The organism is Mycobacterium seoulense (assembly GCF_010731595.1).
Taxonomy (GTDB): domain Bacteria; phylum Actinomycetota; class Actinomycetes; order Mycobacteriales; family Mycobacteriaceae; genus Mycobacterium; species Mycobacterium seoulense.
The window spans coordinates 2,162,777-2,176,885 of the sequence record NZ_AP022582.1 but is presented as its reverse complement, the minus strand read 5'-3'; the positions used below and the strand labels follow the sequence as shown (position 1 = coordinate 2,176,885).

General features: G+C 68.1%; 13 protein-coding genes. 8 read left to right on the top strand and 5 right to left on the bottom strand.

What is annotated here, in order from left to right:
- Positions 1–205: 205 nt before the first annotated feature.
- The 3 genes from trxB (at position 206) to G6N37_RS09995 (ending at position 2,838) form a co-directional block, all read left to right on the top strand.
- Positions 206–1,207: a thioredoxin-disulfide reductase gene (gene trxB, locus G6N37_RS10005; RefSeq protein ID WP_163679363.1), complete on the top strand. Its 1,002-nt coding sequence runs from the start codon at positions 206–208 to the stop codon at positions 1,205–1,207.
- A 22-nt stretch (positions 1,208–1,229) separates the two neighbouring features.
- Positions 1,230–1,871, top strand: coding sequence for a TIGR03085 family metal-binding protein (locus G6N37_RS10000; RefSeq protein ID WP_163679360.1), 642 nt, complete (start codon positions 1,230–1,232; stop codon positions 1,869–1,871).
- A 151-nt stretch (positions 1,872–2,022) separates the two neighbouring features.
- Positions 2,023–2,838 (top strand): lysophospholipid acyltransferase family protein, encoded by an 816-nt coding sequence (locus tag G6N37_RS09995; protein WP_163679358.1) that lies wholly within the window; start codon positions 2,023–2,025, stop codon positions 2,836–2,838.
- Here the strand turns inward: G6N37_RS09995 and G6N37_RS09990 are convergent.
- Both G6N37_RS09990 and G6N37_RS09985 read right to left on the bottom strand, forming a co-directional pair.
- The gene (locus G6N37_RS09990; RefSeq protein WP_163679356.1) at positions 2,835–4,217 is read right to left on the bottom strand and encodes an FAD-binding oxidoreductase; all 1,383 of its coding nucleotides are present in this window, start codon (positions 4,215–4,217) and stop codon (positions 2,835–2,837) included. The genes G6N37_RS09995 and G6N37_RS09990 overlap by 4 nt on opposite strands.
- Before the next feature lie 50 nt (positions 4,218–4,267).
- Positions 4,268–4,912 (bottom strand): polysaccharide deacetylase family protein, encoded by a 645-nt coding sequence (locus G6N37_RS09985; RefSeq protein ID WP_163679355.1) that lies wholly within the window; start codon positions 4,910–4,912, stop codon positions 4,268–4,270.
- 93 nt (positions 4,913–5,005) lie between these two features.
- On the opposite strand from G6N37_RS09985, the gene G6N37_RS09980 reads away from it, so the two are divergent.
- The 5 genes from G6N37_RS09980 (at position 5,006) to G6N37_RS09960 (ending at position 10,691) form a co-directional block, all read left to right on the top strand.
- Positions 5,006–5,647 (top strand): TetR/AcrR family transcriptional regulator, encoded by a 642-nt coding sequence (locus G6N37_RS09980; protein WP_163679353.1) that lies wholly within the window; start codon positions 5,006–5,008, stop codon positions 5,645–5,647.
- Positions 5,644–7,464 carry an alpha/beta fold hydrolase gene (locus tag G6N37_RS09975; protein ID WP_163679351.1) on the top strand — a complete coding sequence of 607 codons (1,821 nt, stop codon included), beginning with the start codon at positions 5,644–5,646 and terminating at the stop codon, positions 7,462–7,464. Before G6N37_RS09980 ends, G6N37_RS09975 begins: the two co-directional genes overlap by 4 nt.
- Before the next feature lie 156 nt (positions 7,465–7,620).
- On the top strand, positions 7,621–8,763 hold the full coding sequence (locus tag G6N37_RS09970) for a serine/threonine-protein kinase (protein WP_264065788.1): 1,143 nt from the start codon (positions 7,621–7,623) through the stop codon (positions 8,761–8,763).
- Positions 8,764–8,794: 31 nt separating this feature from the next.
- Positions 8,795–9,157 (top strand): hypothetical protein, encoded by a 363-nt coding sequence (locus G6N37_RS09965; RefSeq protein ID WP_163679349.1) that lies wholly within the window; start codon positions 8,795–8,797, stop codon positions 9,155–9,157.
- Between the two features lie 118 nt (positions 9,158–9,275).
- A complete protein-coding gene (locus tag G6N37_RS09960) occupies positions 9,276–10,691 on the top strand; it encodes a serine/threonine-protein kinase (RefSeq protein WP_163684847.1) in 1,416 nt (471 codons plus the stop codon).
- A gap of 4 nt (positions 10,692–10,695) precedes the next feature.
- On the opposite strand, the gene G6N37_RS09955 is transcribed toward G6N37_RS09960, so the two are convergent.
- Genes G6N37_RS09955 through G6N37_RS09945 form a run of 3 tightly spaced genes read right to left on the bottom strand, consistent with a single transcriptional unit; the run spans position 10,696 to position 14,105 of the window.
- The gene (locus tag G6N37_RS09955) at positions 10,696–11,697 is read right to left on the bottom strand and encodes a tocopherol cyclase family protein (RefSeq protein WP_163679347.1); all 1,002 of its coding nucleotides are present in this window, start codon (positions 11,695–11,697) and stop codon (positions 10,696–10,698) included.
- Positions 11,694–12,851: an alpha/beta hydrolase family protein gene (locus G6N37_RS09950; protein ID WP_163679346.1), complete on the bottom strand. Its 1,158-nt coding sequence runs from the start codon at positions 12,849–12,851 to the stop codon at positions 11,694–11,696. Before G6N37_RS09950 ends, G6N37_RS09955 begins: the two co-directional genes overlap by 4 nt.
- A complete protein-coding gene (locus tag G6N37_RS09945; RefSeq protein ID WP_163679343.1) occupies positions 12,852–14,105 on the bottom strand; it encodes a cytochrome P450 in 1,254 nt (417 codons plus the stop codon).
- Positions 14,106–14,109 lie beyond the last annotated feature (4 nt).

Below are 14,109 nucleotides of genomic sequence, written 5' to 3'. Positions count from 1 at the left end.
CGCTTTTTCAAGTTTGGCAATCCCGGGTTGTTTGGCAAACATAGTCCGGCAGATGTATCTGGGAGATGGTGTGCCGCAGAATATTTCGCGAGCAGCGTCTCTAGAGTTCATGCGTCGTAAGGCCGATCGCACCGACCTTCACATGAGACGGTCAGCGATCACCAGTAGGGTGGGCCCCTTGTCGACACTGGCTGAAAGGTTCCTGATGACTGCCTCCGATGTCCGCGATGTCATCGTCATTGGTTCGGGTCCCGCGGGGTACACAGCGGCGTTGTATGCCGCGCGGGCGCAGTTGGCGCCCGTGGTGTTCGAGGGGACGTCGTTCGGTGGCGCGTTGATGACCACGACCGAGGTGGAGAACTTCCCCGGCTTCCGCGAGGGCATCACGGGCCCGGAGTTGATGGATCGGATGCGCGAGCAGGCGCTGCGGTTCGGGGCCGATTTGCGGATGGAAGACGTCGACTCGGTCTGCCTGCAGGGCCCGGTGAAGTCGGTGACGACGGCCGAGGGCGAGACGGTGCGGGGGCGAGCGGTGATCTTGGCCATGGGCGCGGCGGCCCGCTATCTGGGGGTGCCGGGTGAGCAGGAGCTGCTGGGCCGCGGGGTCAGCTCGTGTGCCACCTGTGATGGGTTTTTCTTCCGCGACCAGGACATCGCGGTGATCGGTGGTGGGGATTCGGCGATGGAGGAAGCGACCTTTCTGACCCGTTTTGCCCGCAGCGTCACGCTGGTGCACCGCCGCGAGGAATTCCGCGCCTCGCGGATCATGCTCGAGCGGGCGCGGGCCGACGACAAGATCACCATCCTGACGAATGCGGCCGTGGCGGCCGTGGAGGGTGCCGACACCGTCAGTGGGTTGCGGGTGCGCGACACCGTGACCGGCGAGGAATCCACCCTGCCGGTCACCGGGGTGTTCGTGGCGATCGGGCACGACCCGCGCTCGGCGCTGGTGCGTGATGTCGTGGACACCGACCCCGACGGCTACGTCCTGGTGCAGGGCCGCACCACCGCCACCTCGATCGAGGGGGTGTTCGCCGCCGGCGACCTGGTGGATCACACCTACCGCCAGGCCATCACCGCCGCCGGCAGCGGCTGCTCGGCGGCCATCGACGCCGAACGCTGGCTGGCCGAACACGAAGCCTCCAGCGCCGCCGAACAGGGCGACGCCGCCGAGATTCCCGGAAGCGATACCGACTCCGCCGCTTAGGCTTTGGGCTTACCCTTGAGCGATGTCCCGGCCGGCGCTGGACGCGCAGGAGCGCCTAGCGCTCTGCTCCCTGTTCGACGAGCTCGGGCCCTCCGCTCCCACGCTGATCGAGGGTTGGACCGCTGCTGATCTCGCAGCGCATCTGGTGCTGCGCGAACACGATCTCGTCGCCGGACCGTGCCTGGTTCTGCCCGGGCGCTTCCAACGGTTCGCCGAGCGGCGCAGGGCCGCATTGGCCCGGCGCCAGGATTTCGCGTCGCTGGTCGCGCGGATCCGTTCCGGTCCGCCGATCGGGTTCTTCCGCATCGGATGGGTGCGCGCGCTGGCGAACCTCAACGAGTTCTTCGTTCACCACGAGGACCTTCGCCGGGCGAATGGGCTCGGGCCACGCGGTCTGACGCCCGAGCTGGACGCGGCGTTATGGCGGAACGTGCGCCGCGGGGGTGGTTTTCTGAGTCGGCGGCTTGATTGTGGTCTTGTGGTCGAGTGGGTCGGCACCGGCGAGCGGGTGACGGTTTTGCGGGGCTCGCCGGTGGCCTCCCTGAGCGGTCCACCGGGTGAGCTGCTGCTGTATCTCTTCGGCCGGGTCGGCGTGGCGGAGGTCGAGGTGAGCGGGCCGCCCGACGCCGTCGCGGCGGTGGGCCGCGCGCACTTCGGGATGTGAGCCCATCGTCGTCTTGAGTCACATTGACCACAGGCGTCTCCGGAACAAGAGGCATCGAAAGTGCCCGCCTCACAGCGACAACTAAAACCCGTGTTGTCGCCGGACCGGCGGGCGTACCATCGGCTCACGCTCAACGACGAGCGAGGACGACATGAGCCACAGCCGCACGGATTCGACCGACGTCGACAAATGGGACCGCGGTCTGACCGAACACGTCGTCGCCCTGACCCGCCCGATCGTCAAGCACTACTTCCGCTCCGAGGTGCGGGGCCTGGACAACGTCCCGGACGGACCGTCGCTGGTGGTCGGGAATCATTCCGGGGGTCTCACGACCTTCGACCTCTCGGTGTTCGCCGTCGACTATTACGACAGGTTCGGCTACGACCGCCCGCTCTACGCGCTAGGGTTCGACACCATCTTCGCCGGGCCGGCAGGTGACTTCTTGCGGCGCACCGGAGTGATCCGGGCGACGCGCGAGAACGCCGCCAAGGCGTTGGCCGCCGGTGCCGTCGTGCTGGTGTTCCCGGGCGGCGACTTCGACGTCTACCGGTCGACCTTGCAAGAGACCACCATCGACTTCGGCGGACGGACCGGCTACATCACCACTGCCCTAGACGCCAACGTCCCGATCGTTCCCGCCGTCTCGATCGGCGGGCAGGAAAGCCAGTTCTTCCTGAGCCGCGGCAGATGGCTGGCACGTGCGCTGGGGCTGACCAAGTTGGAGCGCAAGCTCTTCCGCACGGACATCCTGCCGATATCGTTCGGTTTCCCCTTCGGGCTCAGCATCGTGGCGCCGGTCAACATGCCGCTGCCCACCAAGATCGTCACCGAGGTGTTGCCGCCCATCGACATCGCCCGGCTCGCCGAGGTTTCCGACATCAAGCGGCTCGACGCGCACGTGCGGTGGGTGATGCGCAAGGGGCTCAAAGAGCTTGCCGCCCAACGCCGATTCCCGGTCGTCGGCTAGGCGTCCGCCGCGAACACGACGTCGGGGTTGAGGATGCCCGCGGGGTCGAAACTCTGCTTGATGCGGCGCATCAGGTCGACCTTGACCGGGTCTTCCAGCTCGAGGAAGTACGGGGTCTTCGCGCGGCCCAGGCCGTGTTCGCCGGAGATCGCGCCGCCCAATTCCATTGCCAGCGCGAAGATGTCGGTCATCAGCTTCTTGCGGGTGGCCGGGTCCTTGCAGAAGATGGCCAGGTGCACGTTGCCGTCGCCGGCGTGCCCGCAGCCCGCCGCTCCGCCGCCCGCCGCCGCCGCCAGACCACGCGCGGCGGACAGGAACTTCGGCATCGCGCCGCGCGGCACCACGGTGTCGATGAGGTCGTCGGCGCCGACGGCCTTCAGCGTCCAAAACGCCTTCTCCCGCGCCTCGATCAGCTTGCGCGCCGAACCCCCCTCCAGCACATAGGCATCGACGGCGCCCAGCTCGGCCAGCAGTTCGCCCACCTTCTCGACGTCCTCGTCCAGCCGGTCGGCGGTCCGGTTCTCAAGCGCCACAACCAGATAGGCGTCGCAACTGTCGCGGACGCTGTCGGGGACGCCGAGCTCGAGGTTCTGGGTGTGGACGAGGGCGGCCATCGTCACGTTGTCGATGTACTCCAGGATGTAGGGCGCGAGGCCGCTGCCCACGACCTTGGGCACCGCCGTCATGACCTGGTCGAAGTCGGCGAACGGGGCGAGCACGGCGGCGTTGTGCTCGAGCCGCGGGTGCAGCTTGACGGTCACCTCGGTCGCCAGGGCCAGCGTGCCCTCGGAGCCGACGATGAGCTGGGTGAGGTCGTAGCCAGTGGAGATCTTGGCGATCTTGCCGCCGGTGCGGATGAGCTCGCCGGTCGGCAGCGCCGCCTGCAGCCCGAGCACGTTGTGGCGGGCGATGCCGTACTTGACCGCGTTCATGCCGCCGGCATTGGTGCCGACGTTGCCGCCGACGCTGGAGGACATCTCGCCCGGGTGAACCATGTAGCGCAGGCCGGCGTCAGCGGTCGCCGCGTCCAGCTCGGTGAGGGTGACGCCGGGCTGGACGACGGCGACCTGGTTGGTGGTGTCGACCTCGAGGACGGCGTTCATGCGCTCGAAGGAGATGAGCAGCCCGTCGGCCCGGGGGATCGCCGCGCCGGAGAGGCCGGTCCCGGACCCGCGGGCCGTCACCGGGATCTTGTTGTCCGAGGCGGCCCTGAGCAGCTGCGAAACCGCTTCCGCGCTGGCCGGTTTGGCGACGTACGCCGGCCGTTGCGCCGGCTTGGTCAGCACCTCGTCGTGCCAGTAGTCCTCGGGGATGGCGTCGCCGGTCAGCAGGTTGTGCTGGCCGACGATCTCGGAGAACCGCGCCGTCATGTCGCTCATTGCGCCCACTTTCTCACCGTGCGATTCACCTTAGCGCCGCTCGGGCAGCCTCAAACCGCCGTGAGGTGATCGACGGGTGTGCGCATCTCGCCGCGGACGATCGGCACACAGTCGTCGGGCAGGTCTGTGGTGACCTCCAGGCCGGAATCGGTGAGGTCATCGAGGAACCGTGGTAGACGCTCCATCGCACCTGTGGGCAGGTCGTGCAGTACGACCACGGTGTGCTGTTGGTTGCGGGCATCGGCGAGCGCCGGGCTTACCCATCCACGGGGGTCGGCCCAGTCCCGCGGGACGCTGTTCCACAGGACGCAGGTGAACTTCTCCGCGAGGAGGTAGTCGATCGCCGTCTGATTCAGGCAGCGCCGTTCGAGTGCGCCCTCCGTTCCCCACGGTCTGAAGTAGCGATCGACATCGCCGAGATCGTCCAACAGCTCTTGCAAGCCGCCGATTTCGCGAATGGTCTCCGCCGGGGAGAGCTCGCCGAGAGGTCGGCCGTGGGTCAAGGAGTGATTGCCGATCCGGTGCCCCGCACGCACGGCTCGCTCGAGTAACCGATGCCCCGCCGGCGAGCGGACGTTCTCGCCGACGACGAAGAAGATGGCGGACATCTGACGCTGCGCGAGGGTGTCGAGAACCTGGTCCGTGACGCCGGGGGTCGGGCCGTTGTCAAAGGTCAAGGTGATCTTGGGTCTCATCAAGCGATAGCGTATCGCGCCACCCTTGCCTGACTGATCGATCAGGCAGTATCGTGACCGAAAGCGGACGTGAGATGACGAGACGAGGCGACGTTGACCGCGACAGTGTCCAAGCCTGAGGAGCCCGCCGGCCCCGCGGCCACCGCCGGCGACGCCCGACAGCGAATCCTGCAGACGACGATCCAATGCTTCTGCGCGTACGGCTACGAAAAGTCCTCGATGAAGCTGATCTCGACCAAGGCCGGCGTCTCGCAGACGCTGCTGCACTATCACTTCGAGACGAAGGAAAAACTTTTCCAGGCGGCGATCGACGACATGGCGAAGCGATTGTTCGCCACGGCCTCCGCCCAACTGCCGCGCGGGGCGTCGGTGCGTGATGATCTGACCGAGGCGGCCAATCTGATGTACGCCCTGTTCATCGACAACGTCGACGCGGTCACGTTCATGGTGGAGTTCGCCGCAGCGGCCAACCACAACGAGTTTTTACGCACCGCGTATGTCGACTATCGCGATACTCAGCGTCGGCAGCTCGCCGGGGCGCTTCGCCATATCGCCGGTGACGATGTGCCGCAGCGCTTGATCGACGAGTCGGTGCGCCTCTTCGAAACCGTGCTGCTGGGCATGTCCATGCAGCGCCCCTTTGTTTCCGACACGTCGGGCTTTCGTCGCGACTTCGACGCGTTCGCCCAATTGCTCGCCGCCCGCATCACCGAAGGATTGGAACCCAGGCGATGACAAACGTCACCGATCAGGCAGTGCCGCCGATGGTCGAAGACACGGTGAACGGATCCGGCGGTAAACGGATCTTCGTGCGCTGCTACGACAATCACCACGCCGACTACGCCTTGGTCCTGGTGCACGGCACCGCCGGCAACGGCGAGAGTTACGACGCGTTCGCCGAGCACATGCGCCGCAATTATCGTGCGGCCGTCTATTCGTTCGACCTGACCGGGCACGGCCGCACCGAAGGCACGCCCGGTGTGTTCACCTTCGACGCCTTCCTCGAAGACACCAGGGCGGTCACCGATTACGCGGCACGACGCACTTCACTGCCCGTCGTCCTGCACGGTGCCAGCCAGGGTGGCGAAGTCGCGTTCCACGCCCTCGACGCGTGCCCGGCCGTGACCGCCGGCGTGTGCATGAACATCTTGTTGAACCATGAGGCGCCGATGAGCCCGGCGATCCGGCTGTTCCAATCGCGCCCGGCGACGTGGGCGGCCAAGGCGATCGGCGATCGGCTGCGGGTCCCGCTGCGGCGGGTCATCGACTTCAAGGCCGCCTACCAGGAAGACCCCGGACTGCTGGACACCAAGAAGAACGACCCGTTCTACGTCTGGCGGTACGGGCTCAAGAGCTACCACTCGGTGTTCAACTACGTTCCGCCAAAACCCGCCGCCGCCAACACAAAGCCCGTCCTGATCACCTGCGGGGAGCACGACGAGGTCGTCGGCGCCGAGCACTGCCGAGAGTGCTTCGAGCGGATCGGCGGGACCAAGGATTTCTTCATGATGCCCGGTGGCGGCCATCAGCTCATGCTGTTCGACACGATCGTCTACAGCCGCGTGGTCGACTCGTGGATTCGGGAACGCGTGCTCGGGCACGCCCAGTCGTGGGAGCCGCCGATCGAGCCCGAAGAGCGACGCTACTTCGAGTTCCTCGAGCGGGAATGGGCCAACGATGCGGCGGGCGAGCCCGAGTACCGCTATTCGATGATCGATCGTGTGCTGATGCGGATCAGCAACGGCACGATCGAGCGCGGGGTGCGTTACTTCTCCAACGCCGAGGTCAGCGAGCAGTGGCGGTTCACCGCCGAGCTCGTCGGTGAGATCGACTACGCCGCATGGGATTTCCTGCGCGACTACCTTCCGTCGATAGGCGATCGGCGCCCGAGGATGGCGGTGGTCGGTTGCGGCGGTGGCGGGGCGATCGGAGGATTGCTCGAAAGATTTCCGGAGTTGGGCCAATGGGACATCGTGGGCGTCGATGTCGACTACAAGTCGATCGACGCGGCCAGAAAGCGCTTTGCCGGCCAGGCCGGGGTGACCTTCGTCGTCGGGGACGCGCGTAACCCGGAGGTGTTGGGGGACAATCGGTTCGACCTGGTTTACCTGCACGGCGTGCTTGACCACTGCACCGAGCACCGCCGCCTGATGGACAGCGTGTTTCGCGCGCTGAAGCCGGGCGGCCGGATGTTCTACGTCGCGCCGGATCGCAACCTGTGCACCTGGCTTTGTTTCGTGACCGTCGGGCCGCTGTTTGTGTTCGGTCTGCACAAGCCCAACCACGACTTTCGCCGGTTCCCTCGCCCCACCGAGTTGAACACGATGATTGCGCAGGCCGGTTTCGAGGCGCTGCCCAGGCGGGGCCGGCCGAACGCGCCCGCCATGGTCGGCGTCGAATACAAGACGGGGATGAATCCGTTTCCCGTCAAGAGGTCGGTGCGCGATCGCGCGCTCGGCGAGGAAATCTTCGAGTACACCGAGCCCAGGTGGTGGTTGGGGAACGGCTTCGTCGGCGAGTATGCGGGGGCGGTGCAGAAACCGCGCGGGTGACGGGGTCTCCCGCCGTTGACCGCCCGTCGACGTTTCGATCTGCGGGCGTGTGGTTATCCGGAACCAGCAGGGCAGTCAGCTTTCCGACAGGAGATCGACACGGACCTCCCAGGAATTCAGCCTTACCGCGGCCAGGGCAGTAACGGAGTGCTCGTGGTGCCGGGCGGGCGCCTTGGCGACGGTCGATACGAGCTGCGCGGGGTCCTGGGCCGCGGCGCGATGGCCGAGGTGCGTGACGGCTGGGACCTGAAGCTGAACCGGCCCGTCGCCATCAAGCTGCTCTATCCCGGGGTGGCCGACCGGCCGGACAGCCGCTTGCGGTTTGACGCGGAGGCGCGCGCGGCCGCGCGGCTGACCGGCCGTCACGTCGTGGTGGTCCACGACGTCGGCGAGCACGAGGGCCTGCCGTTCATCGTCATGGAGCGGCTACCGGGAGTGTCGCTGGCCGACCACATCGCCCGCGGGCCGCTGCCCCCGGCGTTCGTGTACGCCGTCCTCGACGGCGTCCTGGACGCGCTGGCCGAGGCGCATCATGCCGGCATCCTGCACCGCGACGTCAAGCCGGGCAACATCCTGTTCACCGCCACCGGTGAACCCAAGCTCGCCGATTTCGGCATCGCCAAGACGTCCGGCGCCGCCTACACCAGGGCGGGCGAAGTGGTCGGCAGCATGGCCTATCTGAGTCCCGAGCGGCTGACGTCCAAGCCGGCCGCGGTGACCGACGACCTCTACGCCGTCGGCGTGGTGGGGTACGAGGCGCTGACCGGGCGGCGGCCGTTCCCGCAGGAGGATTTGGGTCCGCTGGCGCACGCGATCCTGCACGACTCGCCGCCGCCGCTGGCCGCGCTGCGCCCGGACGTGCCACCGCCGCTTGCCGCGGCGATCGAACGGGCGATGGCGCGCGACCCCGCCCGGCGGTTCGACCAGGCCGGCGCCATGCGCGCCGCGCTCGCGGGCAACCCCCAGCCCAGTCCCGTCCGCCCGCCGACGTTGGTGATGGACGCCCCGGTCGTCGCGCCGATGACCTACACCTACGTGGGCGCGCCGCCGGAGCCGGCCCCACGCAGGCACAAATGGTGGATCGCGGCGATGGTCGCCGCCGTCGTGCTGGCCCTGCTCCTGTTCGCGATCGACCCGCCGTTCTCGGCGCCACCGCCGACGCCGGTCAACACCACGACGACGCCGGTGCCCCCGCCCACGACGACCACCACCACACCCACGACTACCACCGAACAGGCGGCGCCGCCCGCGCCTCCGCCGCACCCGGGCAACAAGCACAAGGGCGGGCACGGCGGCTGACGTCCATGTGGGATCGGTAGCCGACCGGCCGATGTGTGCTGACGACATGAACAAGAAGTGGATGGCCGGCGCGCTGCTGACCGCCGGCATCGGCGCGGGGCTGGCCGCGGGCGTCGCCCAGGCCGACCCCTATGGCCACGTCGGCGGGAACTGCCCGGCCGGGCACACCTGCGGCAAGTGGTGCCCGGGCGAGCGCGTCCCGGACAACTTCATCAGCTGGGACATGGGCGTGTGCCACCTCTATTACTACGACTACCGCGGCGTCGTCGACGCCGACACCGGCGCCGTCTACGGCTGGCCGAGCGGCCCGATCAGCGCCACCCCCCGCGCGCCGGCCGGACCGCCGAATTTCAACTGCGGCCTGTTCTGGTGCCCGGTGCCGCCGCACGCGTGACCCGGCGCACGTTAGGTCGGCGGCGGATTGGGGAACCCGGCGGGCTGGACCTGTTCGACGCATCGAAAGGATTTGCCCATTGACCTCGCGTCTGCGCACCCGGTTCGGGCCCTACGAGATGCGATCGCTGATCGGGACGGGCGCGACGGGCGAGGTCTATCGGGCGTACGACACGGTTAAGGACCGCACGGTCGCCCTCAAGCTGCTGCCTGCCGCGATGGCCGCGGAAACCGGCTTCCAGCAACGCTTTCGGCGGGAGTGCGCGATCGCGTCCCGGCTGCAGGAGCCCCACGTCATCCCGGTGCACGACTTCGGCGAGATCGACGGCGTGCCGTTCGTCGACATGCACCTGGTCGAGGGCGGCAGCCTCGAGGACCTGCTGCGCGAGCGGGGGCCGCTGGAACCGCCGCGAGCCGCGTCGATCGTCGCGCAGGTGGCGCGGGCGCTGGACGCCGCGCACGCCGCCGGGCTGGTGCACCTGGGCGTCCGGCCCGAGAACGTCCTGCTCACCCCGGATCACTTCGCGTACCTCGCCGACTTCGGGATCGCGCACGCCGACGCCTCGCGCGCCTACATGGCGCCCGAGCGGTTCACCACCGGGCGGGTCGGGCCGCAAACCGACGTGTACTCACTGGCGTGCCTGCTCTACGAGTGCCTCACCGGCCAGCCGCCGTTCGAGGGTGCGGACCCGGCGGAGCTGAGGAGCGCGCACCTGTTGTCGCCGGCGCCGCGGCCCAGCATCATGCGCCGCGGAATCGGCCGGGCCTTCGACGACGTCATCGCCCGCGGCATGGCCAAACAGCGGACGGCGCGGTTCGCCTCCGCCGGTGAACTCGCCCGCGCGGCCAGCGAGGCCGTGTCCGAGGTCTACCAGCCGGTCGGGGCCGGCGCGGGAGCGGGGCCGCTGCGCACCCGGCGATTTGAGGCGGTCTATCCCAATCCCGACGACACCGGTTACAGCCCCTATCCGCCCGTCGAGCCGCCGCCGAGACCTTCGCGGCCTTCGCGGCCGGAGGGGTGGCGGCCCGTCGGCGGCCGGGGGGCGTTCGTGGTGACCGCGGCGGCGGTGGTGCTGGTGGCCGCCGGGCTGATCGTGGCGCTGGTGTCGGCGTTGATGAGCGGCGGTTCACACCCGCCGCGGGCGGCTCAGGCGCCGTCTCCCGCGCCGTCGAGCGCGCCGCCGCCGAAGACGCCGACGCTGTCGGCTCCCGTACAGGGCGCCGACGGGCTGGGGTTCGTCGGCGAGACGGCCCGCTGCGACCCGGGCAATCCGCCGGCGGCCGTGGTGCGCACCGCCAAGTCGCTGGCCGTGGTGTGTGAAAACCTCAGCGGCAGTTATTACTACCGCGGCGAGCGGATCCGCGACGGCGCGCACATCGAGCTGTCCAACGCGCAGCGCTCCGGGGACGGGTTCGATGTCACCAACCCGGTCGACGGCGTGCGCTACGAGGTGCGCCCGGATCGGCTGCGGATCATCAGCTTTGGGCACGTCGATTCGTCGGAGCCGGTGCTGCAGTACGCGACCGCGTTGTGATCATCTAGGCCGGCCGGCTGCCCACCTCCAGGCCGGCCAGCCCGCAGGTGCCGTCGAACACCACCCGGCCGTATTCCCGCACCCTGCAATGCAATCGGCCGGCGAGGTGCTCGAAGTCGGTGTCGATGTTGCGCCGCTGCGCGGGCAGCGGAACCGGTAAGACGTGCGGATCCGCGCGGGTGCCGTCTCCGTCCAGCTCGATGTGGTAGCGCAGTGTGCGTGCCGACACGGTCCAGTGTCCGTCGCCGACGTCCGATCGCACGGGCGCCGGCGGGGTTACCCGGATGATGCGGTCGCCCAGTCGCACGACGACACCGGTGACGTCCCTGCGGATCGGGCCGAGCTGAAGAAGGCCCCCCGAGAACGCGACCGAGACGTCGGCGTCACCGAAATCGTGTGCCTGACCCCACCACCAGCGCTCGGGGAAGCCCGCGCCCCAGTTACGTTCCGTGTACAGCCGGGCGTTACCGAACGACCAGGTGCCTGTGGCGAATTCGACTGTGCCGGTGGCTGTTCCACCGAGGCGGTAGGGATGCCAGTATTGGTTGAGAAACGGGACCGAAGAGAAGAAGCCGCCTCCGCCAAAGGCCTTGGGCCAGTTGAAGGGATCGGCGAAATGCAGGTCGAGGTGGATGCCGTCGAGGTCGATCCGGAGCCGATCGAGGCTCGCCGCCAGATGGCAGTCGGGAGCGGTGCCGGCGTGCACGGAGAACGTGGACGATGCGGCGTGGGCACCGTCCATGGCCGCGGAGCGCACCATGCCGCCGGGGTGCAGCGCGACCGCGACGGTGGCCCAGTCGCCGTCGGGATTCCGGTTCACGCTGCACAGCGCGACGACGACGCGACCCGAGGCGGCATCGGTGAGGCGCCAGAACCAGCCCTCCATCTCGGTCGCGTGTGAAGGAACCGGGTCGCCGAAGGGCACGTCGGCACCGGTGCGCCGATAGGCATGGACCAGCGGCTTGGCCGTGTTCGCCGCGATCCATCGCAGGTAGGAGGCGGTCATCTCTGGTCGGCCAGCCCGGACTGCACGAGCGCGTCGTCGATGAAGCGCTGCACCGGCCGCGAGCCGAAGAATCCGGTGTGACCGCCTGGGTACCACTGGATTTCGGGTTTGCCCCAGTGCTCCCAGAGTCGGGTGACCTGGTCGCGCGGGTGCACCAGCCGGTCCGCGAGGCCGGCGTAGATGAAGCGGCCCTTTTCCGGCACCCGCGGGGTCAGTGCCAGCGGCGAGATCATCCGGCCGAGGGGTTCGGCCGAGTGCATGGTGTGGCGCAGGGCGGCGTGGCCGCTGAGACCGGCGTGGCGGCCGACCAGGTTCACCAGGTCGACGGCCGGCACACCCAGGATGGCGCAGGCGAGGCCATCGTCGAGGCTGGCGACCAGCGACGAGATCAGACCGCCGAGCGAGATGCCGTTGACCCCTATCGCGGCGTCGGGCTGTTGCCCGCGGATCCAGGCGATCAGCCGCCTGATGTCCCAGACCGCCTGGGCGGCGCCGTGGACGTCGTCGAGCACGTCCTCACTGGGGAACTTCGGGCCGCTTGCTCGGGGGCCGTGCAGGGGGAGTACCGGGAGCACGACGTTGAGATCGAGATCGCGGTACAGGTGCCAGGCATGAAACAGCATGGGGTCGAGCGCGGCGCGGCCCATCTCGGCGCCGTGGATGCAGATCAGCCAGGGCCGCGGCCGTTGGTGCCGGAACATCAGGGCGTATTCGCGGTTGTTGCCGGTGTAGCTGTGCCACCGTTCCCGGCCGGGCTCGCCGTCATGGGGCTCGTAGTCGCTGTCGAAGGACAGCCGCTCGTAGTTGCGTCCCATGCTGCGCACGCGCTTGACCGTCACGTCGGTGGGGAGCGGGGGAGGGGCGAAGAACCCCTCGGGATTGTCAAGCCAGCCCTTTGCTCCGTAAAACTCTTGTGCCGCAAGCACTTCGGTGTCGATCCGTTCGAGCGTTTCTGCGTCGGGAGCCCGGCGCAACAGGCTGAAGCCGGCCAGCAGGATTTCGTCGCGGAACGCCTGCGCCGCCAGCGCGATGGTGGGCCGGGCCACCGGTAGCTCGTCGGGCTGACGATCCAGGTAGGAGCCCCACGAGCGGGCGTAGAAGCCGCCGGTGCGGGTGAACGGACCCAGCATGTGCGTCATCGGGTTGGCAGGCATCTAGCCTCGTTTCGCACCGGGGGTGAAGGTGACCGGCAGCGTGCCCAGCCCGGTCATGCTGGGGTTGCCGAGGTATTGGTGGACGTTTTGCACGTCGACTTGGTAGTCGGGGATCCGGTTGAGGACCGCCCTGACCATCACTTCGGCCATCAGCCGCGCCAGGTGTGAGCCGATGCAGCGGTGCGGCCCGAGTCCGAAGGCGACGTGGCGGTTGGGGGCGCGGTCCAGGATGATCTCGTCGGGGTTTGGGAATTCTTTTTCGTCGTGGTTGGCCGAAAGCCAGCTGATGACCACTCTGTCGTTCTTCCTCAGGTGTTGCCCGTTGAGTTCGACGTCGTGAGTGACTGTGCGGCTGAGGGTTTGGTTGACCGAGAAGTAGCGCAGGAATTCGTCGGTGGCGGTGCGGTAGAGCTCGGGGTGGTCGATGAGTTGTTGTCTGATGGCGGGGTGGGTGCCCAGGTATTCGAGCGTGAGTGCGGTTTGGGAGGTGGTGGTGTCGACGCCGCCGCCGATGAGGTTCCAGAGGATGTTGAGCAGCTGTTCGTCGGTGAGGCGCTGGCCCTCGAACTCGAACTGGATGAGGAAGCTGGTCAGGTCTTCGTCGGGTTTGGCCCGTCTGGTGGCCGCGTATTCGAGGACCTCTTGCATCATCTTCGGGACTTTGGCGATGGCCTCGAGGTACTGCGGGCTGTCCTGCGGGACGGCCATGACGGAGTGGAAGAGGTTGGCGTAGAGGTGCCAGTTGTCGTGGGGCAGGCCCATCAGCTTCATGGTGAGGATGGCCGGGACCGGGCTGGCGTAGTCGAGGACGAGGTCCATGCGGCCGTCTTCGATCTTCTGGTCGAGGAACTCATGGGCTTTGTATTCCATGAATGGCTTGAGTTTCTGGACGGCGCCGGGGGAGAAGAACGGGGCCAGCGCGTGCCGGAGGGCCTGGTGGTAGGGGCCGTCCACCTCGCCGATGCCCAGGGCCGGCTGGCCTTCGGGGCGCGGGACGCCCATCTCGCCTTGGTAGTCGACGCCGTCGGCGGCGTTGGGTTCGTATTTGTGGGCGAAGGTGTCGCCGTCCCTGGCCGTGCGGCTGACCGCGTCGTAGCTGCTGAGGAACCAGAAGCCGCCGTAGTTCTCGTTCCAGGCGACGGGGCATTTTTGTCTCAGCTCGGCGTTGATGGCCAGCTCGTTGAGGTTGAACGCGTCGGAGTGGTGGTCGAAGTCGACGATGGCGTCGTCGGTGACGTCGGGTCGGGTTGTCATCTGG